Origin of the sequence: Cellulomonas oligotrophica (assembly GCF_013409875.1) — a bacterium.
GTDB lineage: Bacteria > Actinomycetota > Actinomycetes > Actinomycetales > Cellulomonadaceae > Cellulomonas > Cellulomonas oligotrophica.
This window is the reverse complement of sequence record NZ_JACCBK010000001.1, coordinates 3,144,203-3,162,209: the sequence shown is the minus strand read 5'-3', so window position 1 is coordinate 3,162,209 and position 18,007 is coordinate 3,144,203. Positions and strand designations below refer to the sequence as shown.

The following is an 18,007-nucleotide window of genomic DNA, read 5'->3' as shown; positions in this document are numbered from 1 at the left end:
CCGCCCGTCAGCAGGTCGGACGGCCTGCTGACGGGGTGGTCAGCAGGTCCTGGCGCGGGTCAGGCCGCCAGGACGTGCGGGGCGAAGCCGCGGCGGACGACCTGCGCCCCGGCGGGCACGTGCGCCTCGGGCTCCACGACGACGCCCCGGGCGAGCTGCGCACCGGCGCCGACGTCGACGCGGGCACCGAGCCGCGCGGCGGAGCCGACGAGCGCGTCACGCCCGACGTGCACGTGCGAGCCCAGGCGGGCGCCGGACGCGACGACCGCACCGGGTTCGACCCAGCCGTGCGGGCCGATGTGCGCACCGGCCTCGACGTGCGCGCCGGGGTCGATCCAGGCGGTGTCGGCCACGAAGGCGTCGGGGTCGACGCTCGCTCCGGCGGCGACGAGCCCGCCCCCGTTCTCGTGGCGGCGGTAGCGGACGACCTTGCCGTCCTCGGTCTCGAGATCCTCGTATCGCTTCATCGTCCGGCAGAACGAGCGTCCCGGGCCCGGTGTTCCCTGCGCACAGGGCCTGCACACCGTGTTCGCGCACGGCGCACGAACCCCGGCCGGCCGGCACGGATCCGCATGCTCAGGCGGCACACAGGCCCGGCACAGGGTGCGCCTGCGCCGGCCGGCGGACCTCAGCGCAGGGGCGCCCGCCACGTCGTCGTGCGGGCCACGGTGACCGCGTCGAGGGCGCCGAGCGGGCCGTGCACGGAGCGGCGACGGTCGGCTGCCGGGGCGGGCAGCCACACCCGGGCGTCGGGGTGCAGGGGCAGCACGCGCAGGCTCACGCGGTCGCCCTGCGCGCCGTCGAGCACGTCGAGGTCGACGTGCCAGGGGGTGCCGTCGCCGAACCGGTCGGCGACCACGCGCCCGTCGACGAGGAGCTGGGCGACGTCCCCGGCCCAGTCGACGCGCAGCAGGCGCGTCGTGCCGGGCACGGGCTCCCCCACGTCGGCGAGCCGGTGCTCGGCTGCGAGCGCGGCCACGGTCGCGTCGTCGGGGGCGGCGGCGCGGCGCTCGCGCTCGCCGTAGCCGGCGGGGACGTCGCCGGCAGGGCGGACGAGCGTGGTGGGCACGGTCCAGGAGGCCGTCGCGGCGGCGGGGACGAGGTCGAGGGGGGTCCAGCTGTCGCCGGTCCAGCGGTGCACGTGCGGGTGGTCGGCGGCGCGGACGACGACGTCGTCGCCGTCGGTCCACAGCGGGGCGTCGGCGAGCAGGAGCTCGCGACGGGCCGTGCCGCCCGGGGACGGGGGGCCGTCGACGACCCAGACGCGGTCGGCGTCGCGGGAGCCGACGACGAGGACGCGCACCCCGGGCGCACCGGCCGCGCGCGCGGTGACGTGCAGGAGGCCGCCGGTGCGGGGGTCGACGCGGTGCACGCCGGGCGCAACGGTGGTCCAGCCGTCGCCGTGGGCGGGGACGTCGGGGTCGAGGGCGATCTCGGCGGGGACGCCGTCGTGCGCGAGCAGGACGAGGGTGCCGTCGGCGAGGGTGGTCAGCGCGGACGCGGTGGCCCAGCGCAGCCGGACGGGGTCCTGGCCGTCCGGGGCGTCGACGGCGCCGAGAGCGTCAGCCGCCCCACGGGGGTCGGCGGTGCCGAGCGGGCCCACGGTGGCGAGGGGGTCGGTCGTGCCGAGGTCGAGGCCCACGGGCCAGCGGACGAGGGTGCCGGGCGGCACGTCGACCCCCGTGGACGGCAGCAGGAGGGGGGCGTCGTCGGCGCGGTCGACCTGCAGGCGCACGCCGCGCAGCGTGGGCAGGGGTACGTGGGGCTGGTGCCAGGCGATCAGCACGAACCCGCGGCCGTGCTCGTCGAGGCGGGCGGCCCAGCGCAGGGTGCGGGAGTCCTCGACGCCGGCGGGCACGGCGTCGGGCAGCGTGGACGGGAGCGTCGCCAGGTGCGGGCCGAACGCGGCGAGGAACGCGTGCTGCACGCGCAGCGCGGCGTGCGAGGGGGCGAGGACCCCGGCGGCGCCGACCGGGGCGTGGAAGTCGTAGTCGAACGTCGGCAGGTCGTTGGGGTACCCGGTGGCCTGGGACTCCTGCACGCCGGCGACGGGGTTCTGCCCGCCCGCGTACATGTAGTAGCCCTGCCACGCGGACCCGGCGGCGAGCTTGGTCTGCGCGACGGCGGCGACGTCGAGCGGGCCGGGGGCGTGCCGGCGGTGGTAGGCGGTGGCCATGCCGCCGCCGAGCTCGCACGTCGCGGGCGGGAACTGCTCGTCGCGGTCGGTGGTGGCGGCGGCGGGCTCCTCGCCGCGCACGTCGGCGCCGATGCCGGGGTCGTCCCAGGTGTGGGAGACCAGGTAGTGCGCGCGGAACGACGGGTGCCAGCCCGCGTCGGCGTCGACCCAGAACCCGTCGCCGTACCCGCCGTACAGAGGGAGGACCTCGCCGGCGGGCAGCTGCGCGCCGCCCCACGCGGTCGCGGTCCACAGGGGCGCGACGATGCCGGCGTCGCGGGCCAGCCGCTTGAGGGTGGCCAGGTGCTGGGGCTGGTCGTAGAGCTCGTTGTCGACCTGCACGGCGATGACCGGCCCGTCGGGCCCGCACACGTCGGCGACCTGCGCGCCCAGGTGCGCGAACCAGGTGCGGACGAGGTCGAGGTACGCGGGGTCGTCGGTGCGGTGCCGCACGGGCAGGGCCTGCACCCAGTCGGGGAACCCGCCGTTGCGGGCCTCGCCGTGCGCCCACGGGCCGATGCGCAGCACCACGTGCAGACCGAGCTCGTGGGCCAGGCGCACGAACGCGGCGACGTCGAGCCCGTCGTCGAACCGCACCTGCCCGCGCTCGGGCTCGTGGTGGATCCAGAACACGTACGTCGAGACGACGTCGACGCCGCCGGACCGCAGCAGCGCCAGGCGCTCGCGCCACCGCGCCCGCGGCACCCGGGAGTAGTGGACCTCGCCGGAGACGGGCACCCAGGGGCGGCCGTCGCGCAGCAGCGAGCGCGACGTCAGGTCCAGGCCGGGGCGGGCGTCGGGGCCGTCCGTCATCGCCGGGCGGGTCAGGGGGCGCGGCCAGCCGCGGGGCCGCACGCGCAGGTGCGGCGGCAGGTCGCCCGGCCCGGGCACCGCAGCGGCGGGGACGGACGTCGGGGCGGGTGACTCAGGAACCACGGAACTCCTCGTTGACGCGCCGCAGCCACGCGGCGTCGGACCACATCGGGTGGTGCGGGGCGGCGTTGGAGCACGCGACCACGCCCCACACCCCCTCCTGCGCGGCCGTGCGCATGCCGTGCTCCGCCAGCGACCGGCCGACCGGCCCTTCCTCGAACGTCCCCTCCAGCGGGGTGTACCCGACCCATCCTTCCCCGACGACGGTCGGGACGCCGCGCCACGCGCCCCACCGGGCCAGCGCGGTGACGCGGGACGCGATCTCGCGGTGCATGACCTCGCGGTGCTCGCCGTAGTGCTCGTACAGCCACGTGTCCCAGCGGTCGGCGTCGATGGTGTCGTAGCCGTAGAGCATCTGGTCGGTGACGACCGTGGCGGCGAGCTTCCACGCGGCGGGCCGGCCGTACTCGGCGAACGACGGGGCGCCGGGCACCTGCAGGGCGCGCAGGGCCGCGTTGGGGAACCCGTCGGTGCCGCTGGCGCGGATGTCGATGCGGCGCTGCAGGGCGTCGAGCACGCCGTAGGAGTAGACGTGGCACTGGCCGACGTCGAGGCCCGCGGGCAGCTCGTGCATCGCCAGGTGCGGGGGCCGGCCGAGACTGACCGTGACGCGGTGGCGCGGGTGCGCGGCCCGCAGCGCCGCGCAGGCCCGCACGGCCGCGTCGCCGTCGTCCGGCCCGACGCCGGGGGTCGTCGAGAAGTCGACCTCGTTGTGCAGCTCGACGAAGGCGACCGCGTCGTCCAGGCCGGCGTCGTGCACGTCGTCCAGCAGCCGCGCGAACGCGGCCGCCAGGGCGTCGAGCCGGGTCGCGTGCGGCACGGCGTGGATCGCCCGCGCCCACCGCGGGTCGGCCGCGAACGCCGGGGACTGCTGGTACTCCCAGCTGGCCAGGACCACGCTCATTCCGCGGCGGTGCGCGCCGGCGAGCAGGTCGAAGAACCGGGTGCGCAGCGGCACCGTGAAGCCGCCGGGCACGTCGTACCAGCGGGTCCGCTGCCCGTAGTACCCGCCGGTCGGGGCGGGGCCGAGGCCCTCGACGGGCAGGGCGTCGGCGAGGTCGTCCAGGCCCAGGCCCCCGGCCTGCAGCAGCGGCGCGGCGCAGATGCGCAGGGTGGTGTGCCCGCGCGCGGCGGTCTCGTCGAGCGCGGCGTCGAGGTCCGCGTACGGCTCCCCCGCCCCGGCGCGGGTGTACCAGGAGAAGTCCCACAGGCAGATCGTCAGCCGGTCGGGCAGGTGCTCGGGCACCCCCACGGGCCGGGTCACCGGGCACCGCCGCTGGTCGCGGCCGCACGGGCGCCCGGCCGGTCGTCGACCTCGCGCACGCTCGTGCCCCGCCCGCGGGCCGCCGCCGCGCGCAGCCGCGCCACCCGCGCCGCCCGGCCGCGCGCGTCGTCGGCCGGCAGGAGCAGCAGCTCCGGCAGCGACGTCGCGAAGTAGTCGACCTGCGCGCCGCGGGCCTCGAGGTCGTCGGCCGTCGCGTCCAGCGCGTCCCACACCGCCCGGGCCTGCTCGGCCTCCCCGAGGCGCTCGTGCGCGGTGCCGACCGCCAGGTCGTCCTCGCGCGCCGGGCGCGACGCCACCGCCAGCGGCCCGCCGCCGTCCCGGGCGCGGGCCCACCGGTCCAGCGCGGCCCGCACGTCGCCGGCGGCCGCGTGGGCGTCGCCCGCCGCGAGCAGCCGGGTCGCCACGGGGGCCGCCGGGTGGCGCCCCTCCCCCAGCGTCACCGGCGGGTCCCACGTCGCGTCGAGGAACACCGCCGCGTCGGCCGGGGCCATGGCCGCGGCGGCCGCGACGCACGCCCGGTCCCACGCGGCCAGCACCTGGCCCTCGCCGCCCTCGAACGGCTGGAACGCGCGCGCACGCAGCAGGTGCAGCGCCTCGTCCACCCGCCCGACGTCGAGCAGCAGGTGCACGGTCGTCACCGCCAGGTCGTCCCGCGCACCCAGGTCCGCCCCCGACGCCTCCAGCGCCGCGAGCCGCTCGGCCGGCCCCGCACCGCGCAGGCGCGCCACCTGGTCCGCCTCGTGCACCAGCCGCGGCAGCGGACCCGCCACGGCCATCGCCGCCGCCAGGTGCTCCGCAGCCCGCGCCAGGGCGTCGGCGCCCGGTGCGCCCGCGGCGTCGACGCCCTGCGGACCCGCGGCGACGGCCGCCTCGACGGCTGCGATCGCCGCGTCCCGGTGCACCACCGCGTCCCGCGCCCCCGCGGCGACGGCCTCCTCCAGCACCGCGAGCGCGTCCGCGGCCCGGCCGGCCGCCAGCAGCCAGTCGCCGAGCAGCCCCAGCGCCACCGGGTCCGGGGCGCCTGCGGCCCGGGACGCGTCGACCGCCGCGACGAGGACGGCGTGGTCGTCCAGGCCCGACGGGAACGCCAGGGTCCGGTCGACGCGCGCGGCCTCGGCGCGCGCGGCCGCCGCACCCGTGGGGTCGCCGGCACGGTCGGTGAGCGCCGCGCGCAGCAGGTGCGCCACGGGGGCGGCGTTGCCGGACGCGGTCACGCCCGCGGCCGCCGCGCGGTCCGCCCACGCGAGCGCGCCCAGCACGTCGCCCAGCGCCGCGAGGTCGTGCGCCACCAGCAGCAGCGTGCGCGGGTCCGCGGTGGTCGGCGCACCGGCCAGGGCGGCGAGCAGGGGGTCGAGAGGGTCGTCCGCGCGTCCGGCAGCGAGCGCGAGCGCCGCGGCGTCGTCGTCGCCGGCGGCCCGCAGCGCCACGACCACGGCCGCCCGGGCGCCGGGGTGCGCGGGGTCGGCGGCGTGCGCGGTGCGCGCGTGCCGCAGCCCGCCCGTGACGTCGCCGAGCCGAAGCAGCGCGCGGGCCGCGCCCAGGTGCGCCGGCAGGGCGAGGGTCCCGTCCCACGCGGCCTTCGCGAACGCGTCGACCGCGTCGGCGTCGCGGCCGAGGCGGGCCAGCGTCAGCCCGCGCTGGTGGTACAGCTCGCCGCTGCGGGGGTGCAGGTTGCGGCGCATCAGGCGGCCCGCGGCCCGGTCGAGGTGCGCGAGCGACGCCGCGTACCGGCCACGGGCGCGCTCGCGGGCCGCCAGGGCCAGGTGGGCGTTCGAGTCGTCGGGGTCGATCTGCAGGACGCGGCGCAGGTACGGCTCGGGGTCGCGCGTGGGGTGGCGGTACTGCTGCAGGTGCGCGGCGGTGAGCAGGAGCTCGTCGACGGACGTCAGGTCCGCGGCGTGGGGCGGCACGGTCGCGGTCGCGGGCTCCGCGCCGTCGCTCGGGTGGGCGTGCCAGACGACGACGGTGCGGCCGGTGGTGTCCTCGACGCGCACGACGACGTCGTCCCGCGAGGTCGCTGCGGGCGCGTCGGCGGTGACGACGCACGGCGCACCGGGGGCGACGGGGGCAGCCCAGTCGCCGAGCACGACGCCGACCGGCACGGGCACGCCGGGCTCCGCGGCACCGTCGGGGTCGGCCGCCCAGGCCCGCACCCGCCACGCGGCGGCCCGCACCCCGGCGACGGCGATCCGCAGGCGCCCGTCCGTGACGTCGACCGCGAGGGCGGCCTCGTCGGTGGCCTGGTGCACCGGACCGGTGCCGTGCACGGGCCACCAGCACTGCGTGAACCGCCGCGTCTCGCCGGGCGCGAGGTGGCTGAAGTCCGGCTGGTTGTCGGTGAACACCCCGGCCATGAGCTCGGCGTACGGGCCGTTCGTGTCGGTCAGGTGCCGGTCCCACGCCCGGCCGGTGGCACCCGAGCCCCACGTCCACAGCTTCTTCCCCGGGGCGATCTGCCGGTCGGCGTGGTGGACGAGGCCGACGCCGGTGCGGTGGTCGTAGGCGCCGAAGAACGCGTCGGCGGTGCCGGTGACCATGTACGACGTCGGGACGGGGATGCGCGTGGGCCGGTCGAGCCGGTCCGCGCCGGGGGTCCGCGCGGCCAGGGCCGGGTAGTCGACCCCGTAGTACGGGCGGTCGGCGTGCGGGTACGCCACGACGGCGCGGCGGGCGTGGTCGGCGACGTGCGTGACGTCGGTGGGGAAGAACACCTCGACGTCGTCGTGCACGGCGACGGCCGCGTTGGCCCACCACAGGAACGTCTGCGGCTCGTCCGTGCGGTTGTGCAGGCGCACGTCGAGCTCGAGGCGCGCGACGTCGGGGCGCAGCCGCACCCCGTGGTCGCCGCGCATGCGCTGCAACGGGTCGACGTCGCCCTGCCAGACCGTCACCGCGCCGTCGTCGGACCGCACGACGTGCGTGGCCACCGGCAGGAACGTGCCGGGGCGGTGGTGCTGCGGCCAGTTGAGCTCGATGCCGCCGGACAGCCACGGCCCGGCGAGCCCCACGAGCGCGGGCTTGACCACGTCGTTGCGGTAGACGAGGTCGGTGCCCGTGACCTTGTCGAGCACGACGTGGACGCGTCCGCCGACCTCCGGCAGCAGCACGACCCGCAGCCACCGGTTCTCCAGGTGCACGGCCCGCCACGCGCGGGTGCGTGGCTCGGCGGCGATGCGGTCGACGAGCGGCAGCGGGTGCACGGCGCCCGAGGAGCCCTGGTAGACGCGGCGGCGCAGGTGCTGCGGGAACGGGTCCGGTGCGGCGGGCTCGTACGTGCGCAGCTGCAGGTCCTGCTCCCAGCACGCGACGCCGCCCGCGTCGAGCACGGCCTGCTGGTCGGGCGGTGCGGCGGGGAGCACGAGGTGCGCGTCGTCGGTCACGGCGTCGACGCTAGGCGCCGGCCGCGGACGGGCCTAGGGTCGCACCGCGCGCAGGCATGGACGATCCGACGACGAGGTCGGGGTGAGGGGGCAGACCGTGGGACGCCCGGACGGGTTCGCCGGCCAGCGGCTGTGCGTGGTGCCGCGGCCGCTGGTCGCCGCGGCGCTGACCCGCGCACCGACCCGCCGGCTGCTCGTCACGGACGCCGGTCTGTTCGCCCGGGCCCGCGACCACCTGCGACGACGTCCCTCCGGGAGTCCCGAGGCGGTGTGGCTGCTGTGCACCGCCGGCTCCGGCTGGGTCGACGTCGACGGCACGCGCACCGACGTGGCCGCCGGCACCTGCGTGGTCCTGCCGCCCGGCGTCCCGCACGCGTACGGGGCCGACCGCACCGCCCCCTGGACGATCTGGTGGTGGCACACCCGCGGCTCCGACGTGGGCGACCTCGTGCGCGGGATCGACGGGCCGCCCGGCCGGGCCGGGTCCGTGGTCGTCCGGACGCCCGAGCGGGCGGTGGCGCTGGCCGACGAGATCGTCACCACCCTCGAGCGCGGGCAGCAGCCCGCGCACCTGGCCGCCGCCGCCGGCGCCGCGTGGCACCTGGCCACCTGGTTGGCGGCGCAGCGCACAGCGCCCGACCGCGGCACCCCGGTGGACCGGGCGCTGCGGCACCTCGACGAGCGCCTCGACCGCGACGTGGGCGTGGCCGAGCTCGCCGCGCTCGTCGGCGTCTCCCCCTCCCACCTGGGCGCGCTGGTGCGGGCCGCGACGGGCGGCGGCGTGCTCGCGTACCGCACGGCCGCGCGCATGGCCCGCGCCCGCCACCTCCTCGACACCACCGACGCTCCCGTGGCCGAGGTGGCCCGGGCGGTGGGGTACGACGACCCGCTCTACTTCTCGCGCCGCTTCCGGCGCACGCACGGCACCAGCCCCAGCGCGTACCGCGCCGAGCACAAGGGCTGACGCCCCGCCCGCCCGTCCGCCCGGTGCCGCCCGCAGCGGTGCGGCACCGGGCGGGCGCCGGTGCACGGTGGCGCTCAGCGGATCGCGGACTTGCAGCAGGGCGACAGCACTACGACCGGCCCCGCGACGGGTGCGGCAGCGGCGGCAGCCGGGGCGGCGGCCCCCAGGACGGCGAACGCGGCGACGACGAGCGAGACGACGAACTTCTTCATGACGACCTCCGGAAGGACCTGACGGGCGGTGACGGGACGGGCGGTGACGGGACGGGCGGTGGCGGGACGGACGCCCGCAGGCACGACCGTCATCGGATGGCCTGCTTGCAGCACGGGGACGCGAGGACGACACCGGTGCCCGGGGAGACGACGACCGCCGGGGCGGGCGCGGCAGCGGCGGCCGGGGCGGCGGCGCCCAGGACGGCGGACACGGCGACGACGATCGAGACGAGGGACTTGCGCATGACGACCTCCGGAAGGACGGGACGAACGGGGACGGGGCGAGCAGGACGGGCGGTGGCGCGCTGTACGGCGACGGGCTGCGCCGTGGCGCGGCGGGCGGGCAGCCGACGGGCCCGCGCGCGTGCGGCCGTCATCGGATCGCCTGCTTGCAGCACGGCGAGGCGAGGACCACACCCGTGACCGGTGCGACCACGGACGGGCCGGACGAGGGCGTGGCGGGCGACGACGCGGCAGCGGGAGCGCCGGCACCCAGCACGGCGAGAGCGGCGACGGCGAACGAGACGAGGGACTTGCGCATGACGACCTCCGGAAGGACGGGACGAACGGGGGCAGGACGGGCAGGAGCAGCGGTGCTGCGACGGGCGGGGGTCACTGCCCGGCGGACTTGCAGCACGGGCTCGCCAGCACCTGCTCGGGGGCGTGCGGGACGACGCCCCCGGCGAGGCCGAGGGCGGTGACGGTGGCGACGAGCACGGCGACGACGGACGTCTTCATGGGGATCTCCTTCGGGCGGGCCGGACGCTCCGGCTCCTCCCGCATGGTCCCCAGGGCATCTCATGGGTGCAATGACTGTGGCCAGAGGCCCCTAGACATCACTCGGGCGCGCCAGCGGAGGCGGACGAACGACCGCATCGTGGGCACGGCGCGGTCCGCACCGCCCACCCGCGGGCATGACGACGCACCCGCCCGGGCATCGCCCGGACGGGTGTGGGGAAGGTCGCACGCGCCGTCCGCCGGGGCGGACGACATGACGAGGGGCCCGCGCAGCGATGCGCGCGGGCCCCCTCGGGACTGCTCAGCGCCGGGTGCGGCGCCGGACTCGGTGCTCGGTGCGGTGCAGGATCAGCGCACGGGGTGGAACGCGCTCACCGGCGTCGGGCCGAGCAGCGTCGGCCGCACCCCCACGCGGGCCGCCGTCAGGGCCCGCCGGTACGCCAGCGCGACCTCCTGCGGGTCGTCGCCCGCCTCGCGCAGCGTGTCCCCGAGCCGGCGCCACAGCACCGCCGCGGGGCGGCCCGTGGCGACCGTGTCGAGCAGGTCCGCCGAGACGCGCAGCGCCTTGATCGCACCCGGCCCGTCCCCCGACGCCGCCAGCGCGGCCCCCAGCGCCGCGTGCGCGGACGCCGCGTCACGCCGCTGACCGCCCGCCAGCAGCTCCGCCGCGTCCTGCGCCGCCGTGACCGCCTCGGCCACGCGCCCGAGCGCGAGCAGCGCCCGCGAGCGCACCGTGGCCGCACGGGCCAGCTCGACGCGGGACTCGTCCAGCTCCAGGGCGGCGCGGGACGCGTCGAGGTCGGCGAGCGCCGCCTCGGGGCGCGGCGGCTCGACCGCGAGCAGCAGGTGCGCACGGTCCAGGCGCAGACGCGGCACGTCACGGTCGACCTCGTCGGCGCCCGAGAGCGCCAGGGCGCCGTCGATCTGCTCGACGGCCTCCTGCGGGCGTCCCACGGCCTCCAGCACGAACGCGAGGTTCCAGCGCACCGACGACAGGCCGCGCGCCGACCCGTGGGCCGCGGCCCGCTCCAGCAGGGACCGGGACCGCACCAGGGCGTAGGTGACGTCGCCGCGGGTGACGTAGGCCCACACGAGCGTGGACTCCAGGCGCAGCAGCGCGTCGGTCGCCTCGGCCCCGTCGGCGACGGACGCGAGCAGCTCCTCGCCGCGCGCGACGGCCCGGTGCGGCTCGCCCGCCTCGGTGAGCGCCATGACCAGGCGCGTGGCGGCGTACGCGGCGTCGGCGAACCGGCGGGCGGCCAGCAGGTCGGCGGCGGTGCGCTCGAGCAGGCCGCAGGACGCCTCGAGCTCGCCCGCGAGGTCGAGGGCCTCGGCGTGCGCGAGCCGCACCCGGGCGGCCGCGTCGACGTCCAGCGTGGCCAGGTCGACCTGCGCGAGCACCTGGGCGGCCGCCGCGGGCTGCCCGACGCGGTGCAGGCGACGGGCGTGGTCGAGGGCGGCGCGCACGACGCGGGCCGACGCGGACTCCTCGCCCTCGAGCAGGTGGTCGACGGTGACGCCGAGCGCACCGGCGACGCGGGACAGCGCGAGACGGCCCGGGGCGCGGGAGCCGCGCTCGAGGTGGGACACGTAGCTGGCGTGCACGCCCGAGGCGCGGGCGAGCTCGGCCTGGCTCAGGCCCGCGCGCTCGCGGGCATCACGAAGTCGACGACTGACAGGGTGCACGAGCACACAGTAAGCAACACCCATGTCACACGGAAAGGGGGACCTGACACCTCCACCCGCTCGCCGCCCGGTCTGCGCAGGTCCTCACGGTCCTGGGCACGGTCCCGCCGGACGGCCCGTGCTCACCAGGACCGTGACGGACCGTCGTGCGAGGATCGGGCGCATGACGACCGAGCACGAGACCGTGGCCCCCTCCGCAGCCGCCCCGGCCGGTTCCGACGCACCCGCCGGGACGGCCCCGGACCCCCTGGCGAACGCCGGCGACACCCTGCTGTGGCTCGAGCGGACGGGCACGCGCCGCTACACGGGCCGCTCGTCGCGCGGGGCCGAGGTGCTGGTCGGCTCCGTCGGCGACGAGGGCGTGTTCAGCCCGGGCGAGCTGCTGAAGATCGCGCTCGGCGCGTGCACCGGCCTGTCGTCCGACGCGGCGCTGGCCCGTCGCCTCGGCGACGACGTGACGGTGACGATCCGCGTGGGCGGCCTCGCGCACCCCACGGAGGACCGGTACCCGGCGCTGACGGAGGAGCTCGAGGTCGACCTGTCCTCGCTCGAGCCCGACGCGCGCGAGCGGCTGCTGACGGTCGTGCACCGCGCGGTCGACCAGCACTGCACCGTGGGGCGCACGCTCGAGCACGGTGCGACCACCACGCTCACGGTGACCGGGGAGCGCTGATGCCGGCCCTGGTCCAGCAGGCCCTCGACCGGGCCGTGCGCATCCCGTCGGCCACCATCCACGCGCACGTGGAGAGCGTGCGCCGGCGCAACCCCGAGGCCGACCCGGCCCGCATCGTGGCGCTGCTCGAGCGGGAGTACCTGCTCGTCGTCGCCGGTGCGGGCGGTGCGGTCGGTGCGGCCGCCGCCGCACCCGTGGTGGGCACGGGCGTGGCGACGGCGCTGACGATCGGGGACGTCGCGACGTTCTTCGGCGCGTCGGCGGCGTTCTCGCTCGCCGTGGCGTCGGTGCACGGGATCGACGTCGCGGACACCGAGCGCCGCAAGGCGCTGCTGCTGGCGACGCTGCTCGGGGAGTCGGGCGCCAAGGTCGTGGGCGACGCCGCGGAGATCTCGACGCTGCGCCTGGGGCGGGTGCTGCTCACGCGCATGCCGCGCTCGACGGTGAAGAAGGTCAACAACGCCCTGACGCGCAAGCTGCTGCGCACGCAGATGGTCCGGGTGGGCGGCCTGGCCGTCGGGCGGCTCGTGCCCTACGGGATCGGCGCCGCGGTCGGGTACGCGGGCGGGCGGGCGCTGGGCCAGACCGTGGTCAAGGGGGCGCGGCTGGCGTTCGGCCCGCCGCCGGCGGGGTTCTCGGACGTGTTCGAGATCGCCCCGGCCGACGCCCCGTCGCTCACGATCGAGGCACCGCCCGGCGCGCGCCGCTGACGTCGGCGCCCCGGGGCGGGTCGCACCTCGCGGCACGCGGCGCCCCGGGGCCGGGCGTCACCAGCGGGCGTGCACGTGGGCGCGGACGCGCCGCTCGTAGACGTCGCGCAGCGCGGCGCGGGTCGCGTCGTCCAGCGGCGCCAGGTCGTCGGCGGCCGCGTTGGCGCGCGCCTGGTCGGGGGTGCGCGCCCCGGGGATGACCACCGAGACGCCGGGCTGCTCGACGACCCAGCGCAGCGCGAGCTGGGCGGTCGTGGCGCCCTCGGGCGTCAGCGCGGCGACCTCGCGGGCGGCCTCGACGCCGACCTCGTAGGGCACGCCCGAGAACGTCTCGCCGACGTCGAACGCCTCGCCGTGCCGGTTGTAGGCGCGGTGGTCGTCGGCGGCGAACTGCGTGCTCGCGTCGTACCGGCCGGACAGCAGGCCGCTCGCCAGCGGGACCCGGGCGATGATGCCCACGCCCGCGTCGACCGCGGCGGGCAGCACGCGGGCCAGCGGCTTGCGGCGGAACACGTTGAGGATGATCTGGACCGTCGCGACGTTCGGCCGCGCGATGGCCGCGAGCGCCTCCTCGACGGTCTCGACCGAGACGCCGTACGCCGCGGTGCGCCCGTCCTCGACGAGCCGGTCCAGGGCGTCGTAGACCGCGCTGCGCGCGAACACCTCGGTGGGCGGGCAGTGCAGCTGGACGAGGTCGAGCGTGTCGGTGCCGAGGTTCTCGCGCGAGCGGTCGGTCCACCGGCGGAACGCGTCGTAGGTGTACGCGTCGGCCACGTGCGGGTCGGCCCGGCGGCCCATCTTGGTGGCGACCGTGACCTTGCCCGCCCGCTCGGGGCGGGCCGCGAGGAACGCGCCGATGACGCGCTCGGAGCGTCCGTCGCCGTACACGTCGGCGGTGTCGAGGAACGTGACGCCGGAGCCGACGGCCGCGTCGAGCACCTCGACCGCCGTCTCGTCCGGCACCGTGCCCCAGTCGGCCCCGAGCTGCCAGCAGCCCAGCCCCACGACCCCGACCTGGCGTCCCGTGCGCCCCAACGTCCTCGTCCGCATGCGCACGACCGTACCGCCCGTCAGCATGGTCCTGTGCCGACCCCGCCGAACGTGCCCGCCCCGCCCGCCGACGCCGCGCTGCCCTCCGGGCCCGGCACCGTGCTGCACACCCGGGAGATGTCCGTGGACGCCGCGACCGCCTGGGCGGCGCTGACGGACGCGCGCCGGCACGGTGCGTGGGTGCCGCTGACGCGGGTGGAGACCGACGGCGACCCCGCCGTCGGCACGCGGGTCGTGGCGGTCTCGGGACCCGGGGCCCGCGGCGGGGCGGGCGGGTTCGTCGACCGGATGGTCGTGACCCGGCTCGACCCGCCCGGCGACGGCACCCCCGGGATCGCGGTCTTCGCCAAGCGGGGGCCGTGGCTGACGGGCAGCGCCGCCGTGGTGGTGACGCCGACGGGGGCGGGACGGTGCCGGGTGACGTGGTCGGAGCACGTGCCGCTGCTGGGACCCCTGCCTGCGGCCCTGACGGCGCGCCTGACCGCGCTGCCGCTGCTCGTCATGCTCCGGGTGGTGCTGGCCCGCGCGGCCCGCGAGCTCGAGGGCGGCACCGCGCGCTGAGACCGGCCGCGGGGACGACGGCGCCGGGGACGCCCGGACCCGACCGCCGCCCGCGGTGCGCAGGGCATCGGTGTTACGGGACGGTTTCGACACAACGGATCACCGGCGTCCCCCGATCCGACGCAACAGATCGTCGCAGAGCCGCAACGCGACCTGTCGGGTCCTGCGTCGGCGCGCTCGTACGCTCGTGCCGACCCGCAACCCCGACCGACGAGGAGCACCGTGCCCGCCGTCCAGCGCCAGGCCACCGCCCGCCACTACCTCATGTGCGAGCCCGTGCACTACACGGTCTCGTACGAGATCAACCCGTGGATGGACAAGACCCGGTACACCGACGTCGAGCTCGCGCTGCGCCAGTGGCGCACGCTGCGCGACACGTACCTCGAGCTCGGCCACACGGTCGACACGATCGACCCCCTGCCGGGCCTGCCCGACATGGTCTACGCGGCCAACGGGGCGACCGTCGTCGACGGCGTCGTCTACTCCGCCGCGTTCCGTCACCCGGAGCGCCAGCCCGAGGGCCCCGCGTACGAGAAGTGGTTCGTCGACCGCGGGTTCGTCACGCACACCGCCGAGCGCACCAACGAGGGCGAGGGCGACCTGCTGACGGTCGGTGACGTCGTCCTGGCCGGCACGGGGTTCCGCACCGAGCGCGCCGCGCACGCCGAGGCGCAGGAGCTCTTCGGCCGGCCCGTGGTCTCGCTGCACCTGGTGGACCCGCGGTACTACCACCTCGACACCGCGCTCGCCGTGCTCTCCTCCGACGCGGGCGACCCCCAGATCGCGTACTACCCGCCGGCGTTCTCGCCCGGCTCGCGCGCCGTGCTGCGCACGATGTTCCCCGACGCGATCCTCGCGACCGACACCGACGCCGCCGCCCTGGGGCTCAACGCGGTGTCGGACGGCAAGAACGTCGTCGTCGCCCCCGGGGCCACCGACCTGGCCGCCCAGCTGCGCGAGCGCGGCTGGGAGCCGATCCCCGTCGACACCAGCGAGCTGCTCAAGGGCGGCGGCGGCGCCAAGTGCTGCACCCTCGAGATCCGTCGATGACCACCGCCGCGCACCCCGTCTCGGCGCTCGCGCCGAACTACCACCCGCTGCCGGTCACGGTCGCGCACGGCGAGGGCTCGTGGGTCACCGACACCGCAGGGCGGCGGTACCTCGACCTGCTCTCGGCATACTCCGCCCTGAACTTCGGGCACCGGCACCCGGCGCTCGTCGCGGCCGCGCACGCCCAGCTCGACCGGCTCACGCTGACCTCGCGGGCGTTCGACCACGACCTGCTCGAGCCGTTCGCCACCCGCCTCGCCGGGCTGGTCGGACCCCTGCTGGCCGGTACGTCGCACCTGGTGCTGCCGATGAACACCGGTGCCGAGGCCGTCGAGACCGCGGTCAAGGCCGCCCGCAAGTGGGGCTACGAGGTCAAGGGCGTGCCCGCCGACCGGGCGACGATCGTCGTCGCGGACGGCAACTTCCACGGCCGCACCACGACGATCGTGTCGTTCTCGACCGACCCGGACGCGCGCCGCGGCTTCGGCCCGTTCACGCCCGGGTTCGTCAGCGTGCCCTACGGCGACGCGGACGCGCTGGCCGCCGCGCTCGACGACACGGTCGTGGCGGTGCTGCTCGAGCCCGTGCAGGGCGAGCAGGGCGTCGTCGTGCCGCCGGACGACTACCTGCCTGCCGTGCGGGCCCTGTGCGACCGGGCGGACGTGCTGCTCGTCGCGGACGAGATCCAGTCCGGGCTGGGACGCACCGGCTCGACGCTCGCGTGCGAGCGCTGGGACGTGCGCCCCGACCTCGTGACACTCGGCAAGGCGCTGGGCGGCGGGGTCGTGCCCGTCTCCGCGGTCGTGGGCCGCGCGGACGTGCTCGAGGTGCTGACCGCGGGCACGCACGGGTCGACGTTCGGCGGCAACCCGATGGCGTGCGCCGTCGGGCTCGCGGTGATCGACCTGCTGGAGCCCGGCACCCTGCAGGCCCGCGCCCGCACCCTGGGCGAGCGGATGGGCGAGCGGCTCGGCCCGCTCGTCGACGACGAGCGCCTGAGCGGGCTGCGCACCATCGGCCTGTGGGCGGGCCTGGACGTGGCGCCCTCGGCCCCGGGCGGCCCCGCGACCGGCCGGGAGCTGTGCGAGCGGCTGCTGGCCCGCGGCGTGCTCGCCAAGGACACGCACGGCGCCACGATCCGCCTCGCACCGCCCCTGACGATCGACGTCGAGGACCTCGACCGGGCCCTCGACCACGTCGTCGACGCCGTCCGCGGCTGACACGCACCCGCCCCGTCCCCGGGCCGTCACCGGTCCGGGGCGGCGGGGCGGGTGCGTGTCAGCCGAACGTGATGGACGTGTACAGCCAGCCGTCGTGCGAGACCGCCCCGATGTACGCGACCGAGTAGCTGCCGCGCATCACCGCGTCGTGGCTGGGCGAGTTGGCGTAGGCGTTGATCATGCCGGAGTACGACAGCGGCAGGATGCGGCCGACGATCTCGGGCGCCGCCCCGGAGTGCCAGATGCTGTTCGACGCGGCCATCTGCCGCGCGTGGTCCACGCGGGCCCCCGACCGCACGATGCTCAGGGCGCTGAGGCCGAGGCCGGCCCGGTAGGCGTTGAGCGCCGCACCGACCGACCCCGCCGAGGCCTCCGCACCGACGACGGGTGCCGCGGGGGCGGCGGCCGGAGCTGCCGCACCGCTCGACGAGCCGGTCGACGCCGGAGCCGACCAGCCGGCGGCGGAGCGCCCCGTGCCGGCCGACGCGCGCGCCGCTGCGGCAGCCGCGGCGGCCGCGGCCTGCTCCGCGGCGATGCGCTCCTGCTCGGCCTTCTGCCACTCCTGCTCGGCGACGGTGACCCGGCGGGTCGGCACCGCGACGGCAGCGGCCGCCGCGCGCAGCGCCACGGGGGACACGACGGCGGCGTCGGCGGCCTCCTGGGCCCCGGCGACCGCGTCGTCGAGGGCGCCCCGCAGCGCGTCGGAGGCGTGCGGGGAGCCGTCGAGGGCGTCCTGCCCCGTCTGCGCGGCCCGGTCCGCGGCCGCCGTCAGCTGCTCGCGCTGGGCGACGAGCACGGCAGCGCCCGCCGTGAGCGCGCCGGTCCGCGCGGCGGACGCGTCGACCTGCGCCCCGAGCGATGCGGCGGCCACCCGGTCCTGCGCCTCCTGCTCCGCGCGGGCCTGCGCGACGCGGTCCTGCTGCACGGCCCACCCCGCTCCCCCGGCCGCGACGAGGGCCACCGCGGCGACCACGGCGGCGGCCCGCAGCCTGCGGGTGCGCGGGTGCGCGGGCGGCACGGGCTGCCCGGCCGTGCGGGGCTGCGGGACGTGGTCGAGCCCGCCGACACGACGGGTGGCGGGGTGCGACGGAGCCGGGAGCGGCACGAGCGGGATCGGGGCCGACGCACCGGGCGGGGGCCCCGCGACGACGTCCTCCGTCGACGGCGGCCCGGCCTGCTGCGGGAAGCCGACCTGCTGCGGCAGCGCCGCCTGCGCGGGGAAGGGCGTCTTCGGCGGCAGCGGCGTACCGGTGGGGGGCGTCAGCACGTCGGTGGCCGGGGCGTCGGCACCGTCCTCGTCGTGCCCGGGCGCGCGTGGGTCCTGCCGTTCGCTCATCGGTTCCCCCCGGTTGGCGGCGTGGTCGGACGT

Annotated in this window: 17 protein-coding genes; 6 read left to right on the top strand and 11 right to left on the bottom strand. The window is 77.7% G+C overall.

The features are described from left to right. Nucleotides 1–59: 59 nt before the first annotated feature. The 4 genes from BKA21_RS14485 to BKA21_RS14470 form a co-directional block, all read right to left on the bottom strand. The gene (locus BKA21_RS14485; protein ID WP_140460624.1) at nucleotides 60–467 is read right to left on the bottom strand and encodes a transferase; all 408 of its coding nucleotides are present in this window, start codon (nucleotides 465–467) and stop codon (nucleotides 60–62) included. Between the two features lie 161 nt (nucleotides 468–628). Then, a complete protein-coding gene (locus BKA21_RS14480; RefSeq protein WP_239073018.1) occupies nucleotides 629–3,112 on the bottom strand; it encodes a beta-galactosidase in 2,484 nt (827 codons plus the stop codon). Beyond that, nucleotides 3,102–4,373, bottom strand: a complete 1,272-nt coding sequence (locus BKA21_RS14475) for a cellulase-like family protein (protein WP_140460625.1) — start codon at nucleotides 4,371–4,373, stop codon at nucleotides 3,102–3,104. Before BKA21_RS14475 ends, BKA21_RS14480 begins: the two co-directional genes overlap by 11 nt. Next, nucleotides 4,370–7,774, bottom strand: a complete 3,405-nt coding sequence (locus tag BKA21_RS14470) for a DUF5107 domain-containing protein (RefSeq protein WP_140460626.1) — start codon at nucleotides 7,772–7,774, stop codon at nucleotides 4,370–4,372. The genes BKA21_RS14475 and BKA21_RS14470 overlap by 4 nt, the downstream gene beginning before the upstream one ends. Before the next feature lie 82 nt (nucleotides 7,775–7,856). Here BKA21_RS14470 and BKA21_RS14465 point away from each other — a divergent pair, with 82 nt between their 5' ends. Next, nucleotides 7,857–8,738 (top strand): AraC family transcriptional regulator, encoded by an 882-nt coding sequence (locus tag BKA21_RS14465; protein ID WP_239073017.1) that lies wholly within the window; start codon nucleotides 7,857–7,859, stop codon nucleotides 8,736–8,738. Nucleotides 8,739–8,812: 74 nt separating this feature from the next. Here the strand turns inward: BKA21_RS14465 and BKA21_RS14460 are convergent, their stop codons facing one another. The 5 genes from BKA21_RS14460 to BKA21_RS14445 all read right to left on the bottom strand — a co-directional run bounded on the left by BKA21_RS14460 (nucleotide 8,813) and on the right by BKA21_RS14445 (nucleotide 11,374). Continuing rightward, nucleotides 8,813–9,043 carry a hypothetical protein gene (locus tag BKA21_RS14460; RefSeq protein WP_140460627.1) on the bottom strand — a complete coding sequence of 77 codons (231 nt, stop codon included), beginning with the start codon at nucleotides 9,041–9,043 and terminating at the stop codon, nucleotides 8,813–8,815. Further along, complete coding sequence (locus BKA21_RS14455) at nucleotides 9,040–9,195, bottom strand: hypothetical protein (protein ID WP_179625385.1); 156 nt, start codon at nucleotides 9,193–9,195, stop codon at nucleotides 9,040–9,042. The genes BKA21_RS14460 and BKA21_RS14455 overlap by 4 nt, the downstream gene beginning before the upstream one ends. A 128-nt stretch (nucleotides 9,196–9,323) precedes the next feature. Continuing rightward, nucleotides 9,324–9,491, bottom strand: a complete 168-nt coding sequence (locus tag BKA21_RS14450) for a hypothetical protein (protein ID WP_170209127.1) — start codon at nucleotides 9,489–9,491, stop codon at nucleotides 9,324–9,326. Between the two features lie 71 nt (nucleotides 9,492–9,562). Then, nucleotides 9,563–9,688 carry a hypothetical protein gene (locus BKA21_RS19675; protein WP_257023428.1) on the bottom strand — a complete coding sequence of 42 codons (126 nt, stop codon included), beginning with the start codon at nucleotides 9,686–9,688 and terminating at the stop codon, nucleotides 9,563–9,565. A gap of 348 nt (nucleotides 9,689–10,036) precedes the next feature. Beyond that, nucleotides 10,037–11,374, bottom strand: a complete 1,338-nt coding sequence (locus tag BKA21_RS14445; RefSeq protein WP_239073016.1) for a helix-turn-helix domain-containing protein — start codon at nucleotides 11,372–11,374, stop codon at nucleotides 10,037–10,039. Nucleotides 11,375–11,537: 163 nt separating this feature from the next. On the opposite strand from BKA21_RS14445, the gene BKA21_RS14440 reads away from it, so the two are divergent. Together BKA21_RS14440 and BKA21_RS14435 are read left to right on the top strand one after the other, a co-directional pair. Continuing rightward, nucleotides 11,538–12,047 (top strand): OsmC family protein, encoded by a 510-nt coding sequence (locus BKA21_RS14440; protein ID WP_140460630.1) that lies wholly within the window; start codon nucleotides 11,538–11,540, stop codon nucleotides 12,045–12,047. Continuing rightward, entirely contained in the window at nucleotides 12,047–12,757 is a 711-nt protein-coding gene (locus BKA21_RS14435; protein WP_140460631.1) for a hypothetical protein, read from the top strand. The genes BKA21_RS14440 and BKA21_RS14435 overlap by 1 nt, the downstream gene beginning before the upstream one ends. 57 nt (nucleotides 12,758–12,814) lie before the next feature. On the opposite strand, the gene BKA21_RS14430 is transcribed toward BKA21_RS14435, so the two are convergent. Then, nucleotides 12,815–13,807: an aldo/keto reductase gene (locus tag BKA21_RS14430; RefSeq protein ID WP_140460632.1), complete on the bottom strand. Its 993-nt coding sequence runs from the start codon at nucleotides 13,805–13,807 to the stop codon at nucleotides 12,815–12,817. 33 nt (nucleotides 13,808–13,840) lie between these two features. On the opposite strand from BKA21_RS14430, the gene BKA21_RS14425 reads away from it, so the two are divergent. The 3 genes from BKA21_RS14425 to rocD all read left to right on the top strand — a co-directional run bounded on the left by BKA21_RS14425 (nucleotide 13,841) and on the right by rocD (nucleotide 16,638). Next, nucleotides 13,841–14,368: an SRPBCC family protein gene (locus tag BKA21_RS14425; RefSeq protein ID WP_203793575.1), complete on the top strand. Its 528-nt coding sequence runs from the start codon at nucleotides 13,841–13,843 to the stop codon at nucleotides 14,366–14,368. A gap of 264 nt (nucleotides 14,369–14,632) precedes the next feature. Then, a complete protein-coding gene (gene ddaH, locus BKA21_RS14420; protein ID WP_140460723.1) occupies nucleotides 14,633–15,418 on the top strand; it encodes a dimethylargininase in 786 nt (261 codons plus the stop codon). Then, nucleotides 15,415–16,638 (top strand): ornithine--oxo-acid transaminase, encoded by a 1,224-nt coding sequence (gene rocD / locus BKA21_RS14415; protein WP_140460633.1) that lies wholly within the window; start codon nucleotides 15,415–15,417, stop codon nucleotides 16,636–16,638. Before ddaH ends, rocD begins: the two co-directional genes overlap by 4 nt. Nucleotides 16,639–16,696: 58 nt before the next feature. Here the strand turns inward: rocD and BKA21_RS14410 are convergent, their stop codons facing one another. Further along, on the bottom strand, nucleotides 16,697–17,974 hold the full coding sequence (locus tag BKA21_RS14410) for a hypothetical protein (protein ID WP_170209128.1): 1,278 nt from the start codon (nucleotides 17,972–17,974) through the stop codon (nucleotides 16,697–16,699). Between the last annotated feature and the right edge of the window lie 33 nt (nucleotides 17,975–18,007).

Excerpts from the sequence above, each read along its gene's own strand:
- BKA21_RS14435 (WP_140460631.1), top strand. The coding sequence starts at position 12,047 with ATGCCGGCCCTGGTCCAGCAGGCCCTCGACCGGGCCGTGCGCATCCCG.
- ddaH (WP_140460723.1), top strand. The coding sequence starts at position 14,633 with ATGTGCGAGCCCGTGCACTACACGGTCTCGTACGAGATCAACCCGTGG.
- BKA21_RS19675 (WP_257023428.1), bottom strand. The coding sequence starts at position 9,688 with ATGAAGACGTCCGTCGTCGCCGTGCTCGTCGCCACCGTCACCGCCCTC.
- BKA21_RS14440 (WP_140460630.1), top strand. The coding sequence starts at position 11,538 with ATGACGACCGAGCACGAGACCGTGGCCCCCTCCGCAGCCGCCCCGGCC.
- BKA21_RS14460 (WP_140460627.1), bottom strand. The coding sequence starts at position 9,043 with ATGACGGTCGTGCCTGCGGGCGTCCGTCCCGCCACCGCCCGTCCCGTC.
- BKA21_RS14410 (WP_170209128.1), bottom strand. The coding sequence starts at position 17,974 with ATGAGCGAACGGCAGGACCCACGCGCGCCCGGGCACGACGAGGACGGT.
- BKA21_RS14485 (WP_140460624.1), bottom strand. The coding sequence starts at position 467 with ATGAAGCGATACGAGGATCTCGAGACCGAGGACGGCAAGGTCGTCCGC.
- rocD (WP_140460633.1), top strand. The coding sequence starts at position 15,415 with ATGACCACCGCCGCGCACCCCGTCTCGGCGCTCGCGCCGAACTACCAC.
- BKA21_RS14455 (WP_179625385.1), bottom strand. The coding sequence starts at position 9,195 with ATGCGCAAGTCCCTCGTCTCGATCGTCGTCGCCGTGTCCGCCGTCCTG.
- BKA21_RS14430 (WP_140460632.1), bottom strand. The coding sequence starts at position 13,807 with ATGCGGACGAGGACGTTGGGGCGCACGGGACGCCAGGTCGGGGTCGTG.
- BKA21_RS14450 (WP_170209127.1), bottom strand. The coding sequence starts at position 9,491 with ATGCGCAAGTCCCTCGTCTCGTTCGCCGTCGCCGCTCTCGCCGTGCTG.